Below are 25,294 nucleotides of genomic sequence, written 5' to 3' on the forward strand. Positions count from 1 at the left end.
AATAAGAATAAAATAAAAAACTATCTTTGCCCAAACAATTTTTTTATATCATGCTCAAAGGATTTTTTAACGTACCAACCCCGACGAACGAACCCATTTTTGGTTATGCTCCCGGAAGTAAAGAACGTGAATTATTGAAAGCTGCTCTGGAAGAAGCGCGTTCAAAAACAGGCGACATCCCTATGTATATCGGTGGCAAACCAGTCCACACAGATAAAAAGGGCAAAGTTACTCCACCACACGATCATCAGCATATCTTAGCCCATTACAGTATAGGAGACAAAACACATGTTCAGCAAGCCATAGATGCCGCATTAGCAGCAAAAGAAAAATGGGAAAATCTGGCATGGGAACAACGTGCTTCTATATTTTTAAAGGTTGCCGATTTAATCTCTGGTCCTTATCGTTACAAGCTGAATGCAGCTACAATGCTTGGACAATCAAAAAATGCTTACCAGGCAGAAATTGATTCTGTTTGTGAGTTGATAGACTTCTTACGTTTCAACGTATCTTATCTGTCGGAAATTTACAGTCAGCAGCCTCCGGTATCTCCTAAAGGTGTTTGGAACAGGGTAGAACAACGTCCTTTGGAAGGATTTGTATTTGCTTTAACGCCATTCAACTTTACAGCTATCGCTGGTAACCTGCCTACTTCAGCAGCGCTGATGGGTAACGTAGTTGTATGGAAACCAGCAGATACACAAGTATATGCAGCTAACTTACTGATGGAGATTTTCATTGAAGCAGGTTTACCGGCAGGTGTGATTAACCTGATCTATGCAGATGGTCCTGAAACAGGTGACGTAATTTTCAACAGTCCCGACTTTGCAGGTATACACTTTACAGGTTCTACTCCTGTATTTCAGCACATCTGGAAAACAGTAGGTACAAATATTCATAAATACAAAACTTACCCGCGCATCGTAGGTGAAACCGGTGGTAAAGATTTTATCCTGGTTCATGGTTCTGCTGATGCCGAAGTTTCAAGTACAGCTATTTTACGAGGCGCCTTTGAATACCAGGGACAAAAATGTTCAGCTGCTTCAAGGGTATATATTGCGAAAAGCATCTGGCCTTATGTTAAGGAGTTTATGTTGCGTGACCTCGCTACCTTTAAAATGGGCGGTACTGAAGATTTCAGCAACTTTATCAATGCTGTTATCGATGAAAAATCATTTGATAAACTGGCAAAATATATCGATCAGGCAAAATCAGATCCTGCAGTGGAAATCATGGCAGGAGGAAACTACGACAAATCTAAAGGTTATTTTGTAGAGCCTACCGTGCTGATCGTTCAGGATCCTAAATATACCACTATGTGTGAGGAATTATTTGGTCCGGTAGTAAGCATTTATTTATATGAAGACGAAGAATTTGATCAGACACTTAAATTGATCGACTCTACTTCTATCTATGCTTTAACTGGTGCCATCATTGCACAGGATCGTTATATCATCGATCAGGCATCTTACGCCTTACGTAATTCAGCAGGTAACTTCTACATCAATGATAAATGTACAGGGGCCGTTGTTGGTCAGCAGCCATTTGGAGGCGCCAGAGGTTCAGGTACAAATGATAAAGCCGGTTCAATGATCAACTTATTGCGTTGGGTTTCTCCACGTACAATTAAGGAATCTTTCGATCCGCCAAAAGATTACCGTTATCCTTTTTTAGGATAATTAAACAAAAAAAGCCGCAGATGCGGCTTTTTTTGTTTAAATTTTATGGAGACTATAATGGTTTCAAATTATCCATCTTAAAAACAGAAGAAATATGATCATTGGATTCTGTAGTAACTTTTAAATCCGTGATCAATCCTGTTTCAAGGCTATAAGCCCATCCATGTACACCCAATTTTTTACCATTGGCCCATCTGTTTTGAACAATGGATGTTTTAGTCAGGTTAAATACACCTTCAATAACATTCAGCTCTACTAAGCGCGCACATCTTTGTTTATGATCAGAAATCAGGTCCAGCTCATGGTAATGCAAACGGTAGATATCCTTGATATTCCTTAACCAATTATCAATGATACCGAATTGTTTATTTCCAATGGCAGCCTCTACCCCACCGCAACCATAATGGCCGCATACAATCACATGTTCTACTTCCAGTACGTTCACTGCATAATCCAATACACTTAACATGTTCATATCCGTATGCACTACTACATTGGCAATATTACGGTGAACAAAAATATCCCCTGGAGTAGTATTGGTAATTTGATTGGCAGGAACCCTGCTGTCTGAACAGCCAATCCACAATACTGGTGGTTTCTGGCCTGCAGACAAGCGGTCGAAGAAAGTCGGATCTTCAGCCAGGGTAGCTGCAACCCATTCCTTATTGCCTTTTAATAACCCTTCGTATGTAATTTGTTGTGAGTGTTCACTAATTTTTGAGCACATAATATTTTTTTTAATTTATCAGTCCGTTGAATAAAATACGCTTTATCTATCTAAGGTAAATATAATCCCTCTGATGTAAGCATAATGAAGATATTTCGAGAGCATTCAATATTTACGATTAGCCAATCTTAAATTAGCTAGACGTTTTACTTCAATCAACTAAAATTTGGAGGTGGAGTCGGTACTGACGGATGATAGGGGTCTACATAACGCCTGAAATGATCAACATAACAATTCCTGATACTGAAACCCCGTATGATGGGGACATAGGCATAGTTATAATGAAGATCAATGGGTTTATAGTCTGTAAATTTCACCAGGCTCTTTCCGGCATCATCTTCTGAGCCGTGTTCTTGCTCTAGCTGAAGGATCACAGATTTAACCGTAGTTGCATCTAAATACCAGCTCAATACCGGGGCAGCAGAGATCACCATCTTTGATAAAAAGATACTGATAAAAGCAATAACGATAACTAAACGGTACTTACGAAAAAACATAGATCTGGTAAACGGCTTTACTTAACGCCCAAAAATAACACCTAGCCCATTTAAACAGCTATAAAACTTGTAAAAAAAATGTAATTATGAACTAATTCACAATATCACCAGTAATTTCTACATTTATACCAATCGTATGAACATCCATGAATAACAAAATAGCATTACTACAAGACAAAATTAAGCAGGCACATGCTGGCGGTGGCCCGGTAAGAATTGAAAGTCAGCATAAAAAGGGCAAATTAACTGCTCGTGAGCGACTGCATTTTTTGCTGGATGAAGGGTCTTTTGAAGAAATAGGCATGCTGGTAACCCACAGAAGTGTAGACTTTGGAATGGAAACAGAAAAATATCCCGGAGACGGTGTAGTAACGGGTTATGGAAATATTAACGGACGGCTGGTTTATGTATTTTCACAGGATTTCACTGTTTTTGGTGGTTCCCTTTCTGAAACACATGCCGAAAAGATCTGTAAGATTATGGAGCTGGCCTTAAAAAACGGGGCTCCGCTCATTGGGTTAAACGACAGCGGAGGTGCACGGATACAGGAAGGCGTAGTTTCTCTCGGAGGTTATGCAGATATATTTTACAGGAATGTACAGGCTTCGGGTGTGATCCCACAACTTTCGGCCATTATGGGTCCTTGTGCAGGCGGTGCAGTATACTCTCCTGCCATCACAGATTTCATCCTCATGGTAGAAAACACTTCCTATATGTTTGTAACCGGCCCTAATGTGGTGAAGACGGTAACGCATGAAGAAGTGAGCTCAGAAGAACTGGGTGGTGCCTCTACACATGCTACAAAATCCGGCGTAACTCATTTCTCCTGCAGCAATGAAATTGATGCCATTAACCATGTCAAACGCCTGCTCAGTTATATGCCGCAGAATTGCGAGGAGATACCGGCACCTTTAGCCTATAGCCTTGGCCAGGACGAAACCCGTATAACTTTGAATACGATCATACCGGAAAATGCAAATCAGCCTTATGACGTAAGAGAAGTTATCAGCCAGATCGCCGATCAGGATACTTTCCTGGAAGTCCATAAAGACTACGCAGAAAATATTGTTGTTGGTTTTGCCCGCCTTGCCGGAAGAAGCATAGGCATTATCGCCAATCAGCCTGCTTATCTTGCCGGTGTGCTGGACAACCATGCTTCTGTTAAAGCTGCACGTTTTGTTAGATTTTGTGACTGTTTTAACATTCCCCTGCTGGTACTGGAAGATGTACCCGGTTTTCTGCCCGGAACAGATCAGGAATGGAACGGCATCATTACCAATGGTGCAAAACTATTGTACGCATTTAGTGAAGCCACTGTACCCAGAATTACAGTAATCATCAGGAAAGCCTATGGAGGTGCTTACGATGTGATGAATTCCAAACACATTGGTGCAGATATGAATTATGCCTGGCCGACCGCAGAAATCGCAGTAATGGGCGCCAAAGGTGCTGCAGAAATCATCTTCAAAAAAGAGATCCAGCTTTCTGCAGATCCTGAAGAAAAATTGCTGGAAAAAGAAAAAATGTATGCAGAGATCTTCGCCAATCCTTATCGTGCAGCAGAACGAGGATTTGTAGATGAAGTGATAGAACCATCAGCCACACGTACCAAACTCATTAAAGCATTTAAAATGCTGGAAAATAAAGTAGTCAACAATCCGCGTAAAAAACATGGCAACATTCCATTGTAAATAAAACAGCCGATTCTGTGATGCTTAGTGCCATCTTTATATATTTGTTGTATAAACCTATATTTAAAGATGGCTAAAAAGAAAGATGATCAGCAGAAACATATATCTGTTGTAAATGAGAAATCCCTCCAGTTTTTTGAAGAATATATCAATAATCCATCTCCAACGGGATTTGAATACCCGGGACAAAAACTTTGGTTAGACTACCTTAAACCATATATTGATGAAAGTTTTATCGATAACTATGGAACAGCAGTAGGCGTAATCAATCCCGAAGCTACTTTTAAAGTAGTTATTGAAGCACATGCTGATGAAATCTCCTGGTTTGTAAATTATATCACCAGCGATGGACTGATCTATGTGATCAGAAACGGTGGTTCAGATCACCAGATCGCTCCTTCCAAAAGGGTAAATATACATACTGATAAAGGCCTGGTAAAAGCTGTTTTTGGCTGGCCGGCAATACATACACGCGGTGCGGGAGAAAAAGAAGAAGCGCCTGCTTTGAAAAACATTTTCCTTGACTGTGGCTGCACCACAAAAGAAGAAGTAGAAAGTCTGGGTATCCATGTAGGCTGTGTAATTACTTATGAAGATGAATTCATGGTATTAAACGACCGCTACTATGTAGGCCGTGCACTGGATAACCGTGCCGGTGGGTTTATGATCGCGGAAGTGGCACGTTTACTTAAAGAAAACAAACAGGAACTACCTTTTGGGTTATACATTGTAAACTCCGTTCAGGAAGAAATCGGTCTAAGAGGAGCAGAAATGATTGCGCATAGGATTAAGCCTAACGTAGCGATCATTACAGACGTTACTCACGATACTTCTACACCAATGATCAACAAAATTACACAGGGTGATTTAGCCTGCGGCCGCGGACCGGTAGTTTCCTACGCCCCTGCTGTGCAAACTAACCTGAATAAATTGCTGATCGAAACAGCACAAAAAAACAACATTCCTTTCCAGCGCCAGGCTTCATCCCGTTCTACAGGAACAGACACAGATGCCTTTGCATATTCAAATGGCGGTGTACCCTCAGCGCTGATCTCATTACCTTTGCGTTACATGCATACTACGGTAGAAATGATCCATAAAGAAGATGTAGATAATGTTATCCGACTGATCTATCACTCTTTATTAAACATTAAAAAAGACCACGATTTTAAATACAACAAATAACATCTTATATTCACCGAATATTTAAGCGTGCCTGATCTTTCAAGCACGCTTTTTTATGGTATATTGTCCCGTATGGCCCGAGGCCTTTTGATTAAAAAATAAGAAAAATGAAACCCACTTTATTAATACTCGCAGCTGGTATGGCAAGTCGCTATGGCAGTATGAAACAAATTGATGGCTTTGGACCTAACGATGAAACCATCATCGATTATTCAATATACGATGCCATAAAAGCCGGCTTCGGAAAAGTTGTTTTTATCATCAAAGAAGATTTTGTAGATAACTTTAAAGCCATATTCGAAGCCAAACTAAATGGAAAAATAGAAACTGATTATGTATTTCAAAATTTTAATTTGAAGCAATATGGTATTGATCTTCAAATTGAAAGAAGTAAACCATGGGGAACAGGCCACGCTATCCTTGCCGCAAGACATGCCATCAAAGAACCTTTCTGCGTGATCAATGCGGATGATTTCTATGGTCTGGATGCTTTTCAGAAAATGGTTAAATTCCTGACTGAAGAGGTAACAGGAAGTAACTACTCTATGATCGGTTATGAAGTAGCTAAAACTTTATCAGATTTTGGTGCAGTATCACGTGGAGTATGTAAAGTAAGCCATGAAGGCTATCTGGAAGAAATCATTGAAAGAACAAAAGTATTTCCTAAAGGGGATGCGATCTTTTATGAAGAAGGTGAAGAACTATATCCTTTGGCTATTGATACGCGTGTTTCTATGAACTTCTGGGGCTTTACACCGGAAGTATTTAAGCTGGGTGAAGAATTATTCAGGGAGTTCGCCGAATCGCACCAAGAAGACCCTAAATCAGAATTTTATATTCCTATCATTGTGGAAACACTATTAAATTCAGAAAAGGCAGATTTTAAAGTAGTTCCTACCGACAGCAAATGGTTTGGTGTAACTTATAAAGAAGATAAACCAATTGTTCAGGCAAGTATAGATCAGCTGATTAAAGATGGCGTTTATCCTGAAAATCTGTGGAAGTAATTTAAATTACATCGCATAAAAAAAGGGGCAGAAATTAATTTCCGCCCCTTTTTCATTTGATCTGTTAACGATTATTTTTTATCGTCTTTTACTTCTTCGAAGTCAACATCAGTTACGTTATCAGTACCTTCTGCAGATTGAGTATGAGACTGGTCAGCACCACCGTCAGCAGGAGCGCCCTCTTGTCCGCCTTTATACATCTCTTCAGATGCAGCGTTCCATGCAGCTTGTAATTCTTCCTGAGCAGCATCAATATCAGCAAAATTTCTTGCAGCGTGAGCAGCTTGTAATTTCGCTAAACCAGCTTCAATCGGTGCTTTTTTATCAGCAGAGATCTTTTCGCCAAATTCTTTTAATTGTTTCTCTGTAGAGAAGATTAAAGCATCAGCGCTGTTGATTTTTTCAGCTTCTTCTTTAGCAATTTTATCAGCATCAGCATTTTGCTCTGCTTCTTCTTTCATTCTTTTGATCTCTTCATCAGTTAAACCAGATGAAGCCTCAATACGAATTTTTTGTTCTTTACCGGTAGCTTTATCTTTAGCACTTACATGCAGGATACCGTTAGCATCAATATCAAATGCTACTTCAACCTGAGGCACACCGCGTGGAGCTGGTGGAATACCGTCTAAGATAAAACGACCAATTGTACGGTTCTGAGCAGCCATTGGACGCTCGCCCTGTAAAATATGTATTTCTACTGAAGGCTGATTATCAGCTGCTGTAGAGAAAGTTTCTGCTTTTTTAGAAGGGATAGTAGTATTAGCTTCGATCAGTTTAGTCATTACACCACCCATAGTCTCAATTCCTAAAGAAAGAGGGGTAACATCTAATAACAATACATCTTTAACTTCACCAGTTAATACACCACCTTGAATTGCAGCACCGATAGCAACAACCTCATCAGGGTTAACACCTTTAGAAGGTTCTTTACCGAAAAATGCTTTTACTGCATCCTGAATAGCAGGAATACGTGTAGAACCACCTACTAAAATGATCTCATCGATATCACTTGTTTTTAAACCAGCGTTTTTCAAAGCAGATTTACAAGGTTCGATAGTACGTTTGATCAGGTCAGATGCCAGTTGCTCAAATTTAGCACGGCTTAAAGTTCTAACTAAGTGTTTTGGTCCGCTTGCGTCAGCTGTGATATAAGGTAAGTTAATCTCAGTTGAAGTTGTGCTTGACAATTCAATTTTAGCTTTTTCAGCAGCTTCTTTCAAACGTTGTAAAGCCATTGGATCCTGAGCCAGGTCCATGCCATTTTCATTTTTGAATTCAGCAGCTAACCAATCTATGATAATATGGTCAAAGTCATCACCACCTAAGTGAGTATCACCATCAGTAGATTTAACCTCAAATACACCATCTCCTAACTCTAATACAGAAACGTCATGCGTACCACCACCACAGTCAAACACAACAATTTTCATGTCTTTATGTGCTTTATCTAAACCGTAAGCTAAAGCAGCCGCAGTAGGCTCGTTGATAATACGTTTAACTGTTAAACCAGCGATTTCACCAGCTTCTTTAGTTGCCTGACGTTGTGCATCGTTGAAATATGCAGGAACAGTAATAACTGCTTCAGTAACTTCCTGACCTAAAAAGTCTTCCGCAGTTTTTTTCATTTTCTGCAGAATCATTGCAGAAATTTCCTGTGGAGTGTATTTACGGTCATCAATTTCTACTCTTGGAGTATTATTGTCACCTTTTACAACTTTGTAAGGCACACGGCCAGCTTCTTTTGATACTTCAGCAAAACTGCTGCCCATGAAGCGTTTAATGGAATAAATTGTTTTTGTTGGGTTAGTGATTGCCTGACGTTTTGCAGAATCACCTACTTTACGTTCTCCATTTTCTGCAAAAGCAACAATGGATGGCGTTGTACGTTTACCCTCACTGTTGGCTATAACTACAGGTTCGTTACCTTCCATTACGGCTACGCAAGAGTTTGTTGTTCCTAAGTCTATACCAATAATTTTTGACATGCTATTTATCTTTGTTTATGTGATGAATTCTATTTTACTAATTCTATTTAACAAGCAATGTGCCAATTAGCTTTTGGCAGGTAAACAGACAGATCATGATTATGTTTCAGTACAATGTAAATGAAAATCATTTGCAATTCTGACAGGTTGTCAGAATTGCAAATTCAACTGTCAATAAATTGGCTTACAGTGCCAGTAGTTTTTCTAAATAATGATATTCGATTCCAAAAAAAGCCTTTGTTGTCCTGATTTTTTCCAATAGACCCGCCTGATCTGTTACAGCTTCTTTTGTTTTTACACCAACTACCAAAACGTTCTTGGGTGTATGGGCATCTGAAATGAACTCAAACACTTTGGTTTTATAGCCAAAATATTCAAGTATCAAAGCCCGGATCCCATCTGTTACCATTTCTGCCTGCCGTTCTAAAAAAATCCCGTACTTAGTCAGGAAGTCGAGCTCATTCGTTGCCTTCCCTTTTTCTATCTGCCTTCTGATCTGTTTGTGACAGCAGGGAGCAACAACAATTAGCTCAGCTCCTGCTTTAATCCCCTTATAAATAGCATCGTCAGTTGCTGTATCACAGGCATGCAGTGCAATTAAAAGATCAATACCCTCTGCATCATAATCCACTATAGAGCCCTGAACAAAATCAAGTCCGCTAAACTTAGCATCTACAGCAATTTGTTGACACAGGTCTACCAGGTCCTGGCGGTACTCTACACCGGTAACTTTAACCTCTATATTCAATACACTGACCAGATAATCATACAATGCAAAGGTCAGGTATCCTTTCCCGGAACCCATATCCGCCACCTTCTTAACGCTTCCCTGAGGCAATGTCCTGATCAGCGGATCAAGTAATGCTACATATTGATTGATCTGTTTATATTTATCCTGTGCATGCTGATAAACTACACCTTTAGCATCAGTGATCTTAAGCGCATGCAGGTAAGGCCGCTCTGTTGCAGGAATTAACCGTGCTTTCGCTTTATCGTGGTTCACTGATAAAGGTTCAGACAGTGTAGCTTTATTGGTGTGTAAAGAATTACCTTTAGTTTGATGCAGTTGCAGTACAAAATCATGTACTGTGGTGAAACAGGTACCAATCATAAACCCGGAAGAAAGATAAGCAGAAACCAGTTCCAGTCCTTCCTCATAGGTATAATTCTTTACGATATCCCTGGTTTGGTAACGATAAGTGAAAGCGAGACGTTCCCCAACTTTAAGCAGCACTTTCCTTATATAAATATTTTTCAAGTCCTTTTCGTCCCCCTGGTAATTACTTAAAGAAACTTTGATGAATGTACCATTGTTCAGGCTATCCGAAAATAGTCCCTTGAATGCATCCACATGTTCATGATTTAACATAAAACCAAATTAAGGTTATAAATAAAAAATGCCTTTCCGAATTTCAGAAAGGCATTTATAAATCGGAGAAGAGTTAAATTACTCTCCTTTATCTTCTTTTGCTTCTTCAGCTGCTGGAGCGTCAGGAGTTGCTTCTTCTGCAGCTGGTGCTTCTTCAGCAACAACTTCAGTTTTAGCAGCAGGTGCATCAGATTTTTTAGCTTTAGTTCTTCCACGACGAGTCGTTTTCTTTTCTGCAGCTTCAGTATCTACACCGTAAATTTCGTTGTAATCAACCAGTTCAATTAATGCCATCTCAGCATTATCACCTAAACGACTGTTTAATTTGATAATTCTGGTATAACCACCCGGACGGTTAGCTACTTTAGCAGCTACATCACGGAACAATTCAGTAACTGTATCTTTATCCTGTAAATAGCTAAATACAATACGACGTGAATGTGTAGTATCTAATTTAGATTTAGTGATCAGGGGTTCAACATACATACGCAAAGCTTTAGCTTTAGCTAATGTTGTAGAGATCCTTTTGTGTTTGATCAATGATGAGGCCATGTTAGCCAACATCGCTTTACGATGGGAGTCAGTTCTGCCTAAGTGGTTGTTTTTTTTACCGTGTCTCATTTTTAATTTATTTAGTGCATACCGTCTCTTCTGAATTAAAGAGGGAATTACACACTATTAACAATATGTTTGTTGTTATCTTCTGGTTACTCTTCGTCCAGTTTGTATTTTGTTAAATTCATACCGAATGATAAGCTTTTAGACTTAACCAGTTCCTGAATCTCAGTCAGTGATTTCTTACCGAAATTTCTGAACTTCAACATATCAGCAACATCGTAGGAAACAAGATCAGCCAGGGTACGGATATCAGCTGCTTTTAAGCAGTTTAATGCACGTACTGAAAGATCTAAATCAACTAATTCAGTTTTTAAGATTTTGCGCATATGCAAAATTTCTTCATCAACCTCTTTAGTTTCTTCTTTAGCCTGCGACTCCAATACTAAGTTCTCATCAGAGAATAGCATGAAATGCTGAATCAAAATTTTGGCCGCTTCTTTCAAAGCTTCTTCAGGATGGATAGAACCATCTGTAGAAATATCCAGAATTAATTTTTCATAATCTGTTTTCTGCTCAACACGATAATTTTCAATCGTGTATTTTACATTTTTCATTGGGGTAAAGATCGAATCGATAGCAATTACACCAACAACAGCATCATTAATTTTATTTTCTTCAGCTGGTACATAACCACGTCCTTTATTGATAGTTAATTCTACCTCTAAAGTAACTGATTTCTCCATGTTACAAATTACGAAATCCGGATTAAGGACTTCGAAATTGTTAGAGAATTTGGTGATGTCACCTGCAAGGAATTGATCCTGGCCATTAACTACAATAAAAACTTTTTCAGATTCACCTGAATCACCAGCTTTTTTGAAACGAACTTGTTTCAAATTCAGGATAATTTCAGTTAAATCTTCTACAACACCTTTCATTGTAGAAAACTCATGTGATACACCAGAAAAACGAATACTTGTAATGGCATAACCTTCTAACGAAGAAAGAAGAATCCTTCTCAAGGCATTACCAATTGTTACACCGAAACCGGGTTCTAAGGGACGAAATTCAAATATACCATCGAAATCTGTTGATTTCTGCATGATGACCTTATCGGGTTTCTGAAATGCTAAAATTGCCATTTATAATGTTTTTAGATCGTTATTAATATTATGTAACGCAAAAAATTAGCTACCCCGTAAGGCAGCTAATTAAATATATTATTACTTAGAGTATAACTCGATAATCAAGTTTTCTTTGATATTCTCTGGAATCTCATCGCGGTTTGGATAAGTTAAGAACTTACCTGTCAATTCGCTTGCATTCCAGTCTAACCAATTAAATTTATTGATTACTCTGCCGGCTACTGAGTTAGTGATGCTTTCTAAAGTTTTAGATTTCTCACGTACTGCAATAACATCTCCAGCTTTTAATTGATATGAAGGGATATTTACTACTTCACCGTTCACTGTTACGTGTTTATGGCTAACTAACTGGCGTGCAGCTGAGCGAGTAGTGGCAATACCTAATCTGTATACTGTGTTATCTAAACGAGCTTCCAATAATTGAAGCAAGTTATCACCTGTGATACCCTGACGGGAAGATGCTTTAGTAAACAAGTTACGGAACTGACGTTCTAATACACCATAAGTATATTTAACTTTCTGTTTTTCCATTAACTGTACTGAATACTCAGATTGTTTACCTCTTCTTTTAGACGCACCGTGCTGTCCAGGAGGATAATTTTTTCTATCTAATACTTTATCAGGGCCGAAAATTGGCTCTCTGAATTTACGCGCGATTTTGGACTTGGGTCCTGTATATCTTGCCATTGCTTTTTGTTTTAAAGTATCATGCAACCTGAAGCTGCAGACTCTTAGCTTTAAAAATTAATAAATTAAACTCTTCTCTTCTTAGGAGGACGACATCCGTTGTGCGGAAGCGGCGTAATATCTTTGATCGAAGTAACTTCGATTCCAGAGATCTGTAGTGTTCTGATAGCAGACTCACGACCTGATCCAGGACCTTTAACAAAAACTTCTACTTTACGCAGACCTAAGTCAAATGCTACCTTACCGCAATCAGATGCAGCTTGACCTGCAGCGTATGGAGTGTTCTTTTTAGAACCCTTGAATCCCATTTTACCTGCTGAAGACCATGAAATAGTTTGACCGTTGTTATTTGTTAGGGTAACAATGATATTATTAAAAGTCGCATTGATATGTGCCTGACCAACTGGTTCAATAACAACAATACGCTTTTTGGTTACTTTTTTACTCTTAGCCATAATTATTATTCGTTACTAATTTTATTTAGTAGCTTTTTTCTTGTTAGCAACTGTTTTTCTTTTGCCTTTACGAGTACGAGAATTGTTCTTAGTACGTTGTCCACGTACCGGCAAACCTTTTCTGTGACGTAATCCACGGTAACAACCGATATCCATTAAACGTTTAATGTTTAACTGAACCTCAGAACGTAAAGCACCTTCTACTTTAACGCCGTCATTAATAATGGTACGGATTGCTGATAATTCATCATCAGACCAGTCCTGTACTTTTTTGCTAAAATCGATACCTGCTTCAGTGAGTATGCGCTGAGCAGTTGATCTGCCTACACCAAAGATGTAAGTTAGTCCAATTTCGCCTCTTTTGTTTCTTGGTAAATCAATACCTGATATCCTTGCCATATTTGTAAAAATGTTTGATTATTTGATGTCAGATTGAGTAACCTGTACATTCAATCTAATCATAACTCAATAATTTCTCTTAACCCTGACGCTGCTTGTATTTAGGATTCTTCTTGTTGATTACGTAAAGTTTACCCTTACGACGAATAATCTTGCAATCAGCGCTGCGTTTTTTAATTGATGACCTAACTTTCATTTTATTTATATCTATAAGTAATCCTGCCCTTTGATAAATCGTAAGGCGACATCTCTAATTTTACTTTATCCCCAGGTAATATCTTAATGTAGTGCATCCTCATTTTACCTGAGATATGAGCGATAATCTCATGTCCATTCTCCAACTCTACGCGGAACATGGCATTTGATAATGCTTCTCTTATTACACCGTCTTGTTCAATCGAGGCTTGTTTAGCCATATAATATTGATTTTTACTTATTTAGCTGCTATTAAACAGGGTTGCAAAATTAAATAAAAATATTTAATTATTTACCTTTTTTCTTTTAAAACTTCTTCAATAAAAGAAAAGGTCGATAAAACATCTGCTTTACCCCTTTTTATCGCAACAGTGTGTTCAAAATGTGCCGACGGCTGGTTGTCCCTACTGGTCACAGTCCATCCATCAGACCAAAACTTTATATTAGCTGTACCGGCATTAATCATTGGTTCTATGGCAATTACCATCCCATCCTCTAATTTCATTCCGGTGCCGCGTCTTCCGTAGTTGGGAACCTCTGGTTTCTCATGCAGCTTTACGCCAACACCATGACCAACCAATTCTCTCACTACACCAAAACCATTTGCTTCCGCCAATGACTGTACTGCATAGCCCACATCTCCGATACGGGAACCTACAACAGCTTTATCAATAGCTCGAACTAAACATTCCTGGGTGATATCAACCAGTTTCTGACGTTCAGGACTAATCTCTCCGATAGAAAAGGTATAGGCTGAGTCGCCAAAAAAGTTGTTCTTTATTACTCCACAATCCACAGAAATTAAATCACCTTCCTGTATCACATAATCACTTGGAAATCCGTGAACAACCTGTTCGTTCGGAGATATGCAAAGTGCGTATGGAAATCCATTGTAGTTTAAAAACGCAGGTATTGCACCATTGTCTTTCATGTAAGTCTCCGCGACAGTGTTTAACTGCTTTGTGGTCATTCCCGGTCCAATGATCTTAGCCACTTCTGCAAGTGTCTTAGAAACCAGCAGGGAACTCTCCCTGATCAGTTCAATCTCTTCGGGAGACTTATAGTAGATTTTCGACATTCAATACTAAATTACTGCACTGCCTTCACTAGTTGCGCTAGCAGCGGGTATTCCTGTACGGCCTGTAACTCTTCCTGTTTTCATTAATCCATCATAGTGACGCATTAACAAATAACTTTCAATCTGTTGTAAGGTATCCAATACCACACCTACTAAAATCAGCAGAGAAGTTCCTCCATAGAAATGGGCGAACTCAGATTTGATACCGAACTTTACTGCCAGTGAAGGAAGAATGGCAACAATCGCTAAGAATACAGAACCTGGAAAGGTGATCTTAGAGATTACGTCATCAATAAAAGAAGAGGTAGACAATCCTGGTTTAATACCCGGAATGAAACCACCGTTTTTCTTCATATCATCAGACATCTGTACCGGATTAACTGTAATCGCAGTATAGAAGAATGTAAATGCAATAATTAAAAATGCAAATGTTAAGCTATAGGCCAGTGAAGTAGGATCACTAAACTGAATCAGCCATGTGTTTTGCAGTGATGGGAAAAACTGTGTAAGTGTTGTTGGAATAAACATCAGCGCCTGAGCGAAAATGATCGGCATAACACCAGCAGCATTAACTTTCAACGGGATGTATTGTCTTACTCCTCCAAATTGTCTGTTTCCAACAATACGTTTTGCGTATTGAACAGGAACTTTACGAACACCCTGAACAATCAGGATAGTAAACATTACTACAGCAAACAGCGCTACGATTTCCAGAATTAGCGCAATTAAACCGCCTTCTCCTACAAATCTGGAACTGATCTCCTGTTGTAAAGCTACCGGTAAACGGGCAATGATACCAACCATGATGATCAGTGAAATACCGTTTCCTATACCCTTATCAGTGATTTTTTCTCCAAGCCACATCACAAACAGCGTACCTGCACATAAAACAAATGTTGACAGAACAAAGAATAATGTATGGTCTATCAAAATTGCCTCTACGGGAACCTGCGTCTTTACGTAACCAACAGCCTGAACTGCTGTAATTGCTACAGTTAGATACCTGGTGATCTGATTCAATTTATTTCTTCCGCTTTCTCCTTCTTTTTGCATTTTCTGGAAAGAGGGAACAGCGATACCCAATAACTGTACTACAATTGACGCAGAAATATAAGGCATAACCCCTAGGGCCAGGATAGATACACGGGAAAATGATCCCCCTGCAAACATATCCAGCAAACCTAAGATTCCAGATTTCTGATTATCGCCCAAGGCAGTTGCATCAACGCCTGGTAGAACAACGTGAGAAACGAACCTATAGACCAAAAGAATTACGAGCGTAAAAACTATACGCTCTTTTAATTCTTGAATTTTCCAAATATTACTTAAAGTAGTAAACAGCTTCTTCATTAATTACAATTTTTCTATTGAGCCTCCAACAGCTTCAATTGCTTTTTGTGCAGTTGCAGAGAAAGCATGAGCTTTAACTTCAACTTTAGATTTTACCTCACCACGACCTAATATTTTAACCAGGTCATTTTTATGTGCTAAACCGTGCTCTTGCAAAGTAGCAAAATCAATAGTAGTCAGGCTAAAACGCTCAGCTAAACCTTGTAAAACGTCTAAGTTAACGCCTACATATTCAACACGGTTAATTGGTTTGAAACCTACCTTAGGTACACGACGTTGTAAAGGCATTTGACCACCTTCAAAACCGATCTTGTTTTTGTGACCTGAACGGGATCCGGCACCTTTATGACCACGAGTGGAAGTACCACCACGACCAGAACCAGTACCACGACCAATCCTTTTACTATTTTTAGTACTACCTACTGCAGGTTTTAAATTACTTAAGTTCATTTTTGAAACTTATTGTGTTGCCCTTCGCTTTCACTAATCAGGGACAACGGTGAAACATATACAAGGGTTACAAATGTAATCATATAAACTACTTTTGCAACCCTTGCGAAATTATATACTTTCTATGGCAACTAAGTGATTAACTTTTCTTACCATTCCAATGATAGCAGCATTAGCCTCAACTTCTACAGACTTGTTCATTTTGGTTAAACCTAATGCCTGCATAGTTCTTTTTTGACGCTCGCTTCTGTCAATGATACTTTTTATCTGGGTTATTTTGATCTTAGCCATGTTCTTATCCGTTAAAAACTTTGTTTAAATCAACACCACGTTGTTGTGCTACTGTGTAAGCATCACGCATCTTTGTTAAAGCATCAACAGTTGCTTTTACCACGTTGTGAGGATTTGATGAACCTTTTGATTTTGCTAATACATTGTGTACACCAGCACTCTCTAATACAGCGCGCATTGCACCACCTGCGATAACTCCTGTACCTACTGCTGCTGGTTTGATTAATACAAAACCACCAGAGAATTTACCGATTTGTTCGTGGGGAACAGTACCGTTTAACAAAGGAACTTTTACCAAGTTCTTTTTAGCGTCATCGATACCTTTAGCAATTGCTTCTGTAACTTCTTTCGCTTTACCTAATCCGTAACCTACGATTCCGTTTTCATCTCCAACAACTACGATAGCTGAGAAACTGAAAGTACGACCACCCTTGGTAACTTTGGCAACACGTTGTATACTAACTAAACGGTCTTTCAATTCGACCTCGCTAGTCTTAACTCTTTTTATATTGATAGTTGACATTCTTATCCTATTTTCAGATTAAAATACTAAACCAGCCTCACGTGCACCTTCTGCCAGTGATTTAACGCGACCGTGGTATAAATAGCCGTTTCTATCGAAAACAACTTCTTTAATGCCAGCTGCGATTGCTTTTTCAGCTACTAATTTACCTACAGCTACAGATTGCTCTGATTTGTTTCCATTACCAGAAAAATCTTTTGATAATGAGGATGCTGATACCAATGTGCTTCCAGTTACGTCGTTAATGATCTGCGCATAAATTCCTTTATTGCTTCTATAAACTGATAAACGTGGACGGTTTTCAGAACCGGTAAGTCTTTTTCTGATTCCTTTTTTTATACGATCTCTACGAGATAATTTTTTCCCTGCCATGATGATTATTTTTTAGAAGCCGATTTACCTGCTTTTCTTCTTAACACTTCTCCTACAAACTTGATACCTTTACCTTTGTAAGGCTCTGGTGCACGTAATGAGCGTATTTTCGCTGCTACCTGACCAATCAGTTGTTTGTCAATACTTTCTAAAATGATTTTAGGTGTCTGACCTTTTTCTGAGGTAGTAGTCACTTTAATCTCTTCCGGTAACTGGAATACATAATGGTGAGAATAACCTAAAACAAGATCCAAAGTGTTACCTGTGTTCGTTGCGCGGTAACCCACACCAACTAATTCTTGTGATAATTTATAACCTTCTGTAACACCAATAACCATATTGTTAATCAATGAACGGTATAAACCGTGCAATGCTTTGTGTCTTTTTTGTTCTGTCGGACGTGATACTGTAAGTATTCCGTCTTCCTGACTAACAGTCATTTCTGTATCGACTGCTTGTGTTAATGTTCCTTTTGGACCTTTTACAGTAACTAAATTAGTTTCATCTACTGTAATGGTTACTCCTGCCGGGATACTAATTGGGGCTCTTCCTATTCTTGACATTTTGCTATCCTCCTTTAATTAATAAACGTGACACAAAACTTCGCCACCAATGTTTAGTCTGGCCGCTTCTTTATCTGTCATTACTCCTTTGGAAGTAGACAAGATAGCGATACCTAAACCGTTCAATACTCTTGGCATATTATCAACGCCTGCATATTGCCTTAAACCTGGTTTGCTGATACGCGCTAATGTGCGGATCGCAGGTATTTTAGTAATTGGATTGTACTTTAAAGCGATTTTAATCGTTCCTTGCACTGTAGTGTCCTCGAACTTGTAGTTGGCAATGTAACCTTTGTCAAAAAGTACTTTCGTAATTTCCTTTTTAAGATTTGATGCAGGAATTTCTACAATTCTGTGATTTGCCTTAATGGCATTTCTTACCCTTGTAAGATAATCTGCTATTGGATCTGTATTCATCTTTATTTAGTTGTGATAGTGGTTTCCTTTCCGAACCATTCGGAGCGACCTTCCATCGGTTAATATTTTTTGTTAAACGTTATAACGTTAGCCATTTACACCGGGGTGCAACAACTAACGTAAAACGATTTTTTTTACCAGCTTGCTTTAGTAACTCCAGGAATTTTTCCTGCTAAAGCCATATCGCGGAATAATACCCTTGATATACCGAAAGTACGCATATAACCACGAGGACGTCCTGTCAATTTACAACGGTTGTGTAAACGTACCGGCGACGAGTTTTTTGGTAACTTGTCTAATCCTTCGAAATCACCTGCAGCTTTTAATTCTGCACGTTTGTCTGCATATTTAGCTACCAATTTCTGGCGCTTAACTTCGCGAGCTTTTACTCCTTCTTTTGCCATTATTGCTCTGTATTAGGTGTTTGATTTTTAAACGGTAATCCGAATTGCTTTAACAATTCCAATGCTTCAACATCAGTTGTTGCAGTGGTTACAAAGGTGATATCCATACCTAAAATCTTAGAGATTTTGTCGATGTTGATCTCAGGGAAGATGATTTGTTCAGTAATACCCAATGTGTAATTACCTTTTCCATCAAATCCTTTATCGTTGATACCTTTGAAGTCACGAATACGTGGCAAAGCTACGGAAATTAAACGATCTAAAAACTCAAACATGTTGTTATCGCGTAAAGTTACACGTACACCTACCGGCATACCTTTACGTAATTTAAAGTTTGAGATATCTTTTTTAGATTTCGCACCTACTGCCTGCTGACCAGAGATCGTAGACATTTCTAAAATAGAACTGTCCATAATCTTTTTATCAGTTACAGAGAAACGACCAACACCCTGGTTGATAGCAATCTTCTCTAACTTAGGAACCTGCATTACGCTTTTGTAATTGAACTTATCTTTAAGTGCAGTTACAATTTCCTCTTTGTATTTAGTCTTTAATCTTGGTATGTAAGTCATTATTTGATCTCCTCTCCTGATTTTTTAGATACCCTAACTAATTTCCCATCAGCATTAAGCTTTCTGCCAACACGCGTAGTTTTTCCAGTTTTTGGATCAATTAACGCAACGTTAGAAATATGAAGAGCAGCTTCTTTTTTAATGATACCTCCGTTTGGAGTAGCAGCATTTGGTTTTGTATGTTTAGATACAAGGTTCACACCTTCTATCAGAATTCTACTTTTAGTAATCAATACAGAAAGTACTTTACCTTCCTGGCCTCTTGAATCACCAGCGATAACCTTTACTAAATCTCCTTTACGGATTTTAATTTTTGGTTGAACAGTTACTTTATTTTTCATATTATAATACCTCCGGTGCTAATGATACAATCTTCATGAATTGTTTTTCACGCAGTTCTCTCGCCACCGGGCCAAAAATACGTGTTCCTCGCGGCTCATCCTGAGCATTTAACAAGACTGCGGCATTGTCGTCAAAACGGATATAAGAACCATCTTTACGTCTGATCTCTTTTTTCGTTCTTACAACAACTGCTTTAGAAACTGCCCCTTTCTTAATGTTTCCAGAAGGTAATGCGCTTTTCACGGTAACAACGATTTTGTCACCAATAGAAGCGTATCTTTTGCCGGTTCCACCAAGTACACGGATAACCAATACTTGTTTTGCGCCGCTATTGTCGGCTACGTTTAATCTTGATTCCTGTTGTACCATGTTATTTAGCCCTCTCTAAAATTTCCACTAATCTCCAGTTCTTGTTTTTACTCAGCGGACGAGTCTCCATGATCAGTACTGTATCACCAATACCGCAATCGTTTTTCTCGTCATGAGCCATAAATTTGGTAGTTTTCTTAACAAACTTACCATAGATCGGGTGTTTCACTTTACGTTCAACTGCAACAACAACAGATTTATCCATCTTATTGCTTACTACCAACCCGGTTCTTGTTTTTCTTAATTGTCTTTCCATTTCGACTCTAAAGTTATTTAGTTTCACTAGTAGACGCCGCTTTACGCTTAGTCATTTCAGTATTTAATCTGGCAATGTCTTTTCTTACCTTATTGATACGGGTAGGATTCTCTATAGCCGAAATTGTATGTGCAAATTTTAACTTAACTAAGTTTTCTCTCTCTTCTGCAATCCTGACTACTAGTTCTTCTTGTGAAAGACCTGTGATTTCTGAGTTCTTCATTTTATTAATTTTTATATTTTGGGTCTAGCGGTTATCACAACAAGTTATTGACAACATTGACCCCAAAATTTTTTATGCCTCTACGTAATCTCTACGTACTACAAATTTTGTTTGGATTGGTAATTTCTGAGCAGCTAATCTCATCGCTTCTTTAGCAACTTCTAAAGATACGCCTTCAGCTTCAAAAATGATGCGTCCTGGTCTTACAACTGCTACCCAGTATTCAGGAGCACCTTTACCTTTACCCATACGTACTTCGGCTGGTTTTTTAGTTACCGGTTTGTCCGGGAATATTCTAATCCACACCTGGCCTTCACGTTTCATGAAACGAGTTACCGCAATACGGGCTGCCTCTATCTGACGACTGGTAATCCAGGTCGCCTCTAAAGATTTTATCCCGAAAGACCCGAATGACAATTCAGCACCACGTGTTGCTAAACCTTTCATTCTGCCCTTTTGCATCTTTCTGAACTTCGTTCTTTTTGGCTGTAACATTTTATTTTAATATTATCGTTAAACGATCTGTTGACTAATTATTTACGAGGACCTCTGTTAGGAGTGTTTCCGCCTCTGTTATCTCTACCTGGACCGCCTTGACCCGGACCACCCTGACCTGGACCTCTTCCGCCACGACCACCGGCACCGCCTTTGTTGTCGTTTCTTCTGTCGCCACCGCCACGGTTATCTCTGTCTCTGCCGCCTGCACCAAAAGCACCTTCAGGTCTGCCACCTTTACCAGGAGCATTACTTACTGCACCAATGTTTGGAGAAAGATCACGTTTACCGTAAACTTCACCTTTACAGATCCATACTTTAACACCAATCTTACCATAGGTAGTTAATGCCTCAGCTAATGCATAGTCAATATCAGCACGGAAAGTATGCAAAGGAATTCTTCCTTCTTTGTACTGCTCGTTACGAGCCATCTCTGCTCCGCCTAAACGACCTGAAGTCATTATTTTGATACCTTCAGCTCCCATACGCATCGTTGATGCGATAGTTGACTTCATGGCTCTACGGAAAGAGATCCTTGCCTCTAATTGTTTTGCTACACCTTCTGCTACCAGTTGTGCATCAAGCTCAGGACGTTTGATCTCAAAAATGTTAATCTGAATCTCTTTTTTTGTAAGTTTCTTTAACTCTTCTTTGATCTTATCAACCTCAGCTCCTGCTTTTCCGATTACGATACCCGGACGGGCAGTGTGGATAGTTACAGTGATACGTTTTAACGTACGTTCGATAACTACTTTAGCTACTCCTCCTTTTGCGATACGCACAGAAAGGTATTTTCTTATTTTTTCGTCCTCAACTAATTTGTCAGCATAGTTGTTGCCACCGAACCAGTTAGAGTCCCATCCTCTGATGATTCCTAACCTGTTACCTATTGGATGTGCTTTTTGTCCCATTTCTACTAATTAGTTTGAGTTTCAACGTTTTTACTATCTACTATCAAAGTTACATGGTTAGAACGTTTACGTATTCTATAACCACGACCTTGAGGTGCTGGTCTCAGTCTTTTCAACTGACGGCCACCGCCAACCATTACTGTTTTCACAAATAACTGGTTTTCTTCAGGGCGAGAACCTTCATTTTTTTGTTCCCAGTTTTTGATCGCAGATAACAAAAGTTTCTCAACTCTTATTGCTGCATCTTTATTGGTGAATTTCAAAATATGTAATGCTTTCTCAACACGCTCACCTCTGATAAGATCTACAACCAAACGCATCTTACGTGGTGAGGTTGGACAATTGTTTAATTTCGCTACTGCTTCCATCTCTTAATTATTTTTTCTTTTCAGAGTGACCCCTAAATGTTCTGGTTGGAGCAAACTCTCCCAGCTTGTGACCAACCATGTTTTCTGTTACGTATACCGGTATAAATTTATTACCGTTATGCACTGCAAATGTATGACCCACAAAATCTGGTGAGATCATCGATCTGCGTGACCAAGTTTTAATGACAGACTTTTTGCCTGAATCATTCATAGAGACTACTTTCTTCTCTACGTTGTGGTCAATATAAGGTCCTTTTTTAATCGAACGAGCCATTATTTCTTCCTTTTCTCTATGATGAAACGATTTGAGTATTTTTTAAGTGTACGGGTCTTGAAGCCTTTAGAATATAGACCATTCCTTGAGCGTGGCTGACCACCTGATGAACGACCTTCACCACCACCCATAGGGTGATCGACAGGGTTCATCGCAACCGGACGTGTTCTAGGACGACGTCCTAACCAACGTTTACGACCTGCTTTACCTAATACTTCATTTGCATGATCTGAATTGGAAACTGCTCCGATTGTTGCTAAACAAGTAGTTAAGATAGATCTTACCTCGCCTGATGGCATTTTCAATGTTGCATATTTACCATCACGTGCTGCTAACTGAGCATAAGCACCAGCACTACGTGCTAATTGTGCTCCACGTCCTGGCTGTATTTCAAGATTGTGTACAATTGAACCTAACGGAATGTTAGCTAATTTTAAAGTATTTCCAACTTCTGGAGTTGCTGTATCTCCCGATACTACTTTTTGCCCTACTTGCAACCCTTCAGGTGCAATAATATAACGCTTCTCACCATCTGCATAATGTAATAATGCGATGCGTGCTGTACGGTTAGGATCGTATTCAACAGTAGCTACTGTTGCAGGAATATCAAACTTATCACGTTTAAAATCAATTAAACGGTAAGATTTCTTGTGACCACCGCCCATGTAGCGCATAGTCATCTTTCCTGTATTGTTACGTCCTCCCGATTTTTTAGAAGAAACAACCAATGATTTTTCGGGCTTGGTTGCTGTAATCTCCGAGAAATCAGCCCCAACTCTAAAGCGGGTTCCCGGAGTGACTGGTTTAAATTTTCTTAAGCCCATAGTTATAAATAATTCAATTCTTATTAAATATTCGCGTAATAGTCAATCGTTTCGCCTGCTGCCAGGGTTACAATCGCTTTTTTGTATTTCGGGCTACGTCCCGTTACTAAACCACCTTTTGTATTTCTTGATTTTAATTTTCCGTTTACAATCATAGTATTGATTGCAAGGATATTAACACCATACATTTTTTCGATAGCTTGTTTAATCTGCAGCTTGTTTGCTTTGTGTTCAACTTTGAAAGTAAAGCGGCTTGATTTTTCCGTTAAAGCCGAAGCTTTTTCGGTTAATATTGGTTTCTTTAAAAATTCCATATTATTTGGCAAATGCCTCCTCCAATGATTTAACAGTATTTGCAGTCAACAAAAGTTTACCACAGTTTAATACATCATAAGTATTTAACTGATCAGCTGTAATTACTTTTACTTTCTGAATGTTTCTGCTTGATAAATAGATATTGTTATCCTGTACAGGTAAAACCAGCAAAGTTTTTTCACCAGTTAAGCTTAACGCATTAACTAAGTTGATGTAATTCTTAGTTTTAATTGAATCAAAAGTAAAATCTTCTAAAACAAGGATGTTTTTATCCTGAGCTTTGTATGACAACGCAGATTTACGTGCCAGAGATTTTAATTTTTTGTTCAGTTTAAAACTGTAATCACGTGGTTGAGGACCGAATACACGACCACCACCATTAAACAATGGAGATTTGATACTACCCGCACGGGCACCACCAGTTCCTTTTTGTTTGTACAATTTGCGGGTTGAACCTGCAATTTCGTTACGTTGCTTAGATTTGTGTGTTCCTTGACGTTGGTTAGCCAAATACTGTTTCACATCTAAATAAATCGCATGATCGCTAGGTGTTACACCAAATACCGACTCAGGAAGTTGCACCTTGGCACCTGTCTCTTTTCCTGAAATGTTTACTACATTAACTTCCATCTGCTTACTTGTCTAAGATTACGTAAGAACCTTTAGCTCCTGGAATGGAACCACTAACTACAACAAGATTTTGATCAGCATAAACTTTCAAAACCTGTAAGTTCTGAACTTTTACTCTGTCGCCACCCATTCTGCCTGCCATACGCATACCTTTAAATACACGTGCAGGATAAGATGCAGCACCCAATGAACCCGGAGCACGCATTCTGTTGTGCTGACCGTGAGTTTGACCACCAACACCGGCAAATCCATGACGTTTCACAACACCCTGGAATCCTTTACCTTTTGATGTACCAACAACATCCACAAAATCGCCTTCAGCAAAAATGCTTACCGTTACTGTATCACCTAAACTTACAGGCTCTTCAAAAGGTTCGAATTCTACTAATTTACGTTTTGGGGTAGTGTTTGCTTTCGCAAAATGGCCCATAAGAGGTTTGGTCGTGTTTTTTTCTTTAGCTTCACTGAAGCCCAATTGCACTGAAACGTAACCGTCTTTCTCTTCGGTCTTAACCTGTGTAACAACACAAGGCCCAGCTTCGATCACCGTACAAGGAATGTTTTTTCCTTCGGCGTCGAAAATGCTGGTCATTCCTACTTTTTTTCCAATAATACCTGACATTTTCTTTTTTTAATTTAACACCCATCGAAGCAGTAGGGCTTCGTTCAAGGTGGATACACTTTCCCT

Annotated in this window: 37 protein-coding genes; 4 read left to right on the forward strand and 33 right to left on the reverse strand. The window is 38.9% G+C overall.

Going from position 1 to position 25,294, the window contains the following annotated elements; genetic code table 11:
• The first annotated feature begins 50 nt into the window (after window positions 1-50).
• A complete protein-coding gene (gene pruA / locus GSQ84_RS09595) occupies window positions 51-1,679 on the forward strand; it encodes an L-glutamate gamma-semialdehyde dehydrogenase (protein ID WP_158797004.1) in 1,629 nt (542 codons plus the stop codon).
• Window positions 1,680-1,731: 52 nt separating this feature from the next.
• On the opposite strand, the gene can is transcribed toward pruA, so the two are convergent.
• Window positions 1,732-2,406 carry a carbonate dehydratase gene (gene can / locus GSQ84_RS09600; RefSeq protein WP_158797005.1) on the reverse strand — a complete coding sequence of 225 codons (675 nt, stop codon included), beginning with the start codon at window positions 2,404-2,406 and terminating at the stop codon, window positions 1,732-1,734.
• Window positions 2,407-2,561: 155 nt separating this feature from the next.
• Complete coding sequence (locus GSQ84_RS09605) at window positions 2,562-2,903, reverse strand: hypothetical protein (RefSeq protein WP_158797006.1); 342 nt, start codon at window positions 2,901-2,903, stop codon at window positions 2,562-2,564.
• 146 nt (window positions 2,904-3,049) lie between these two features.
• Between GSQ84_RS09605 and GSQ84_RS09610 the strand changes: the two genes are divergently transcribed.
• The 3 genes from GSQ84_RS09610 to GSQ84_RS09620 all read left to right on the forward strand — a co-directional run bounded on the left by GSQ84_RS09610 (window position 3,050) and on the right by GSQ84_RS09620 (window position 6,786).
• Window positions 3,050-4,594: an acyl-CoA carboxylase subunit beta gene (locus GSQ84_RS09610; protein WP_158797007.1), complete on the forward strand. Its 1,545-nt coding sequence runs from the start codon at window positions 3,050-3,052 to the stop codon at window positions 4,592-4,594.
• 69 nt (window positions 4,595-4,663) lie between these two features.
• Window positions 4,664-5,779: a M42 family metallopeptidase gene (locus GSQ84_RS09615; protein WP_158797008.1), complete on the forward strand. Its 1,116-nt coding sequence runs from the start codon at window positions 4,664-4,666 to the stop codon at window positions 5,777-5,779.
• Window positions 5,780-5,886: 107 nt separating this feature from the next.
• Window positions 5,887-6,786, forward strand: coding sequence for a sugar phosphate nucleotidyltransferase (locus tag GSQ84_RS09620; RefSeq protein ID WP_158797009.1), 900 nt, complete (start codon window positions 5,887-5,889; stop codon window positions 6,784-6,786).
• Window positions 6,787-6,857: 71 nt separating this feature from the next.
• On the opposite strand, the gene dnaK is transcribed toward GSQ84_RS09620, so the two are convergent.
• The 31 genes from dnaK to rplC all read right to left on the reverse strand — a co-directional run bounded on the left by dnaK (window position 6,858) and on the right by rplC (window position 25,228).
• Window positions 6,858-8,771, reverse strand: coding sequence for a molecular chaperone DnaK (gene dnaK / locus GSQ84_RS09625; protein WP_158797010.1), 1,914 nt, complete (start codon window positions 8,769-8,771; stop codon window positions 6,858-6,860).
• Window positions 8,772-8,955: 184 nt separating this feature from the next.
• The gene (locus GSQ84_RS09630; RefSeq protein WP_158797011.1) at window positions 8,956-10,140 is read right to left on the reverse strand and encodes an SAM-dependent methyltransferase; all 1,185 of its coding nucleotides are present in this window, start codon (window positions 10,138-10,140) and stop codon (window positions 8,956-8,958) included.
• Between the two features lie 78 nt (window positions 10,141-10,218).
• Window positions 10,219-10,761 (reverse strand): 50S ribosomal protein L17, encoded by a 543-nt coding sequence (gene rplQ / locus GSQ84_RS09635; protein ID WP_158797012.1) that lies wholly within the window; start codon window positions 10,759-10,761, stop codon window positions 10,219-10,221.
• An 86-nt stretch (window positions 10,762-10,847) separates the two neighbouring features.
• Window positions 10,848-11,840, reverse strand: a complete 993-nt coding sequence (locus GSQ84_RS09640; RefSeq protein ID WP_158797013.1) for a DNA-directed RNA polymerase subunit alpha — start codon at window positions 11,838-11,840, stop codon at window positions 10,848-10,850.
• 81 nt (window positions 11,841-11,921) lie between these two features.
• Window positions 11,922-12,530, reverse strand: coding sequence for a 30S ribosomal protein S4 (rpsD, locus tag GSQ84_RS09645; RefSeq protein ID WP_158797014.1), 609 nt, complete (start codon window positions 12,528-12,530; stop codon window positions 11,922-11,924).
• Window positions 12,531-12,595: 65 nt separating this feature from the next.
• A complete protein-coding gene (gene rpsK / locus GSQ84_RS09650; RefSeq protein WP_041878538.1) occupies window positions 12,596-12,985 on the reverse strand; it encodes a 30S ribosomal protein S11 in 390 nt (129 codons plus the stop codon).
• 21 nt (window positions 12,986-13,006) lie between these two features.
• On the reverse strand, window positions 13,007-13,384 hold the full coding sequence (gene rpsM, locus GSQ84_RS09655) for a 30S ribosomal protein S13 (protein WP_090555277.1): 378 nt from the start codon (window positions 13,382-13,384) through the stop codon (window positions 13,007-13,009).
• Between the two features lie 79 nt (window positions 13,385-13,463).
• Window positions 13,464-13,580 (reverse strand): 50S ribosomal protein L36, encoded by a 117-nt coding sequence (gene rpmJ, locus GSQ84_RS09660; protein ID WP_010599887.1) that lies wholly within the window; start codon window positions 13,578-13,580, stop codon window positions 13,464-13,466.
• A 1-nt stretch (window position 13,581) separates the two neighbouring features.
• Window positions 13,582-13,800 carry a translation initiation factor IF-1 gene (infA, locus tag GSQ84_RS09665; RefSeq protein ID WP_008244555.1) on the reverse strand — a complete coding sequence of 73 codons (219 nt, stop codon included), beginning with the start codon at window positions 13,798-13,800 and terminating at the stop codon, window positions 13,582-13,584.
• A 71-nt stretch (window positions 13,801-13,871) separates the two neighbouring features.
• On the reverse strand, window positions 13,872-14,657 hold the full coding sequence (gene map, locus GSQ84_RS09670) for a type I methionyl aminopeptidase (RefSeq protein ID WP_158797015.1): 786 nt from the start codon (window positions 14,655-14,657) through the stop codon (window positions 13,872-13,874).
• A 6-nt stretch (window positions 14,658-14,663) separates the two neighbouring features.
• Window positions 14,664-16,007: a preprotein translocase subunit SecY gene (gene secY, locus GSQ84_RS09675; RefSeq protein ID WP_158797016.1), complete on the reverse strand. Its 1,344-nt coding sequence runs from the start codon at window positions 16,005-16,007 to the stop codon at window positions 14,664-14,666.
• Between the two features lie 3 nt (window positions 16,008-16,010).
• Window positions 16,011-16,457, reverse strand: a complete 447-nt coding sequence (gene rplO / locus GSQ84_RS09680) for a 50S ribosomal protein L15 (RefSeq protein WP_158797017.1) — start codon at window positions 16,455-16,457, stop codon at window positions 16,011-16,013.
• A gap of 111 nt (window positions 16,458-16,568) precedes the next feature.
• A complete protein-coding gene (gene rpmD, locus GSQ84_RS09685; RefSeq protein ID WP_158797018.1) occupies window positions 16,569-16,748 on the reverse strand; it encodes a 50S ribosomal protein L30 in 180 nt (59 codons plus the stop codon).
• A 4-nt stretch (window positions 16,749-16,752) separates the two neighbouring features.
• Window positions 16,753-17,271, reverse strand: a complete 519-nt coding sequence (gene rpsE / locus GSQ84_RS09690; RefSeq protein WP_090555282.1) for a 30S ribosomal protein S5 — start codon at window positions 17,269-17,271, stop codon at window positions 16,753-16,755.
• 18 nt (window positions 17,272-17,289) lie between these two features.
• Window positions 17,290-17,643, reverse strand: coding sequence for a 50S ribosomal protein L18 (rplR, locus tag GSQ84_RS09695; RefSeq protein WP_158797019.1), 354 nt, complete (start codon window positions 17,641-17,643; stop codon window positions 17,290-17,292).
• Window positions 17,644-17,648: 5 nt separating this feature from the next.
• Window positions 17,649-18,206 (reverse strand): 50S ribosomal protein L6, encoded by a 558-nt coding sequence (rplF, locus tag GSQ84_RS09700; protein ID WP_158797020.1) that lies wholly within the window; start codon window positions 18,204-18,206, stop codon window positions 17,649-17,651.
• Between the two features lie 18 nt (window positions 18,207-18,224).
• Complete coding sequence (gene rpsH, locus GSQ84_RS09705) at window positions 18,225-18,623, reverse strand: 30S ribosomal protein S8 (protein ID WP_158797021.1); 399 nt, start codon at window positions 18,621-18,623, stop codon at window positions 18,225-18,227.
• A gap of 134 nt (window positions 18,624-18,757) precedes the next feature.
• Window positions 18,758-19,027 carry a 30S ribosomal protein S14 gene (gene rpsN, locus GSQ84_RS09710; protein ID WP_158797022.1) on the reverse strand — a complete coding sequence of 90 codons (270 nt, stop codon included), beginning with the start codon at window positions 19,025-19,027 and terminating at the stop codon, window positions 18,758-18,760.
• Window positions 19,027-19,599: a 50S ribosomal protein L5 gene (gene rplE, locus GSQ84_RS09715; RefSeq protein ID WP_090555286.1), complete on the reverse strand. Its 573-nt coding sequence runs from the start codon at window positions 19,597-19,599 to the stop codon at window positions 19,027-19,029. Before rplE ends, rpsN begins: the two co-directional genes overlap by 1 nt.
• Complete coding sequence (gene rplX / locus GSQ84_RS09720; protein ID WP_158797023.1) at window positions 19,599-19,940, reverse strand: 50S ribosomal protein L24; 342 nt, start codon at window positions 19,938-19,940, stop codon at window positions 19,599-19,601. The genes rplE and rplX overlap by 1 nt, the downstream gene beginning before the upstream one ends.
• Window position 19,941: 1 nt before the next feature.
• Entirely contained in the window at window positions 19,942-20,310 is a 369-nt protein-coding gene (rplN, locus tag GSQ84_RS09725) for a 50S ribosomal protein L14 (RefSeq protein WP_133556533.1), read from the reverse strand.
• Window position 20,311: 1 nt separating this feature from the next.
• Window positions 20,312-20,566 (reverse strand): 30S ribosomal protein S17, encoded by a 255-nt coding sequence (gene rpsQ, locus GSQ84_RS09730; RefSeq protein WP_037442595.1) that lies wholly within the window; start codon window positions 20,564-20,566, stop codon window positions 20,312-20,314.
• Between the two features lie 13 nt (window positions 20,567-20,579).
• Window positions 20,580-20,789 (reverse strand): 50S ribosomal protein L29, encoded by a 210-nt coding sequence (rpmC, locus tag GSQ84_RS09735; RefSeq protein WP_158797024.1) that lies wholly within the window; start codon window positions 20,787-20,789, stop codon window positions 20,580-20,582.
• Window positions 20,790-20,861: 72 nt separating this feature from the next.
• On the reverse strand, window positions 20,862-21,284 hold the full coding sequence (gene rplP, locus GSQ84_RS09740; protein ID WP_068403497.1) for a 50S ribosomal protein L16: 423 nt from the start codon (window positions 21,282-21,284) through the stop codon (window positions 20,862-20,864).
• 38 nt (window positions 21,285-21,322) lie between these two features.
• A complete protein-coding gene (gene rpsC / locus GSQ84_RS09745) occupies window positions 21,323-22,195 on the reverse strand; it encodes a 30S ribosomal protein S3 (protein WP_158797025.1) in 873 nt (290 codons plus the stop codon).
• A gap of 5 nt (window positions 22,196-22,200) precedes the next feature.
• Entirely contained in the window at window positions 22,201-22,563 is a 363-nt protein-coding gene (gene rplV, locus GSQ84_RS09750) for a 50S ribosomal protein L22 (protein WP_158797026.1), read from the reverse strand.
• Window positions 22,564-22,570: 7 nt separating this feature from the next.
• Window positions 22,571-22,837, reverse strand: a complete 267-nt coding sequence (gene rpsS / locus GSQ84_RS09755; RefSeq protein WP_008244581.1) for a 30S ribosomal protein S19 — start codon at window positions 22,835-22,837, stop codon at window positions 22,571-22,573.
• The gene (rplB, locus tag GSQ84_RS09760) at window positions 22,837-23,661 is read right to left on the reverse strand and encodes a 50S ribosomal protein L2 (protein ID WP_158797027.1); all 825 of its coding nucleotides are present in this window, start codon (window positions 23,659-23,661) and stop codon (window positions 22,837-22,839) included. Before rplB ends, rpsS begins: the two co-directional genes overlap by 1 nt.
• Before the next feature lie 23 nt (window positions 23,662-23,684).
• On the reverse strand, window positions 23,685-23,975 hold the full coding sequence (gene rplW / locus GSQ84_RS09765) for a 50S ribosomal protein L23 (RefSeq protein ID WP_037442609.1): 291 nt from the start codon (window positions 23,973-23,975) through the stop codon (window positions 23,685-23,687).
• Between the two features lies 1 nt (window position 23,976).
• On the reverse strand, window positions 23,977-24,606 hold the full coding sequence (gene rplD / locus GSQ84_RS09770; protein WP_158797028.1) for a 50S ribosomal protein L4: 630 nt from the start codon (window positions 24,604-24,606) through the stop codon (window positions 23,977-23,979).
• Between the two features lie 4 nt (window positions 24,607-24,610).
• Window positions 24,611-25,228, reverse strand: a complete 618-nt coding sequence (gene rplC, locus GSQ84_RS09775) for a 50S ribosomal protein L3 (RefSeq protein WP_158797029.1) — start codon at window positions 25,226-25,228, stop codon at window positions 24,611-24,613.
• Window positions 25,229-25,294: the final 66 nt, after the last annotated feature.

It is taken from the genome of Pedobacter sp. L105 (assembly GCF_009765875.1).
In the GTDB taxonomy this organism is placed as follows: domain Bacteria; phylum Bacteroidota; class Bacteroidia; order Sphingobacteriales; family Sphingobacteriaceae; genus Pedobacter.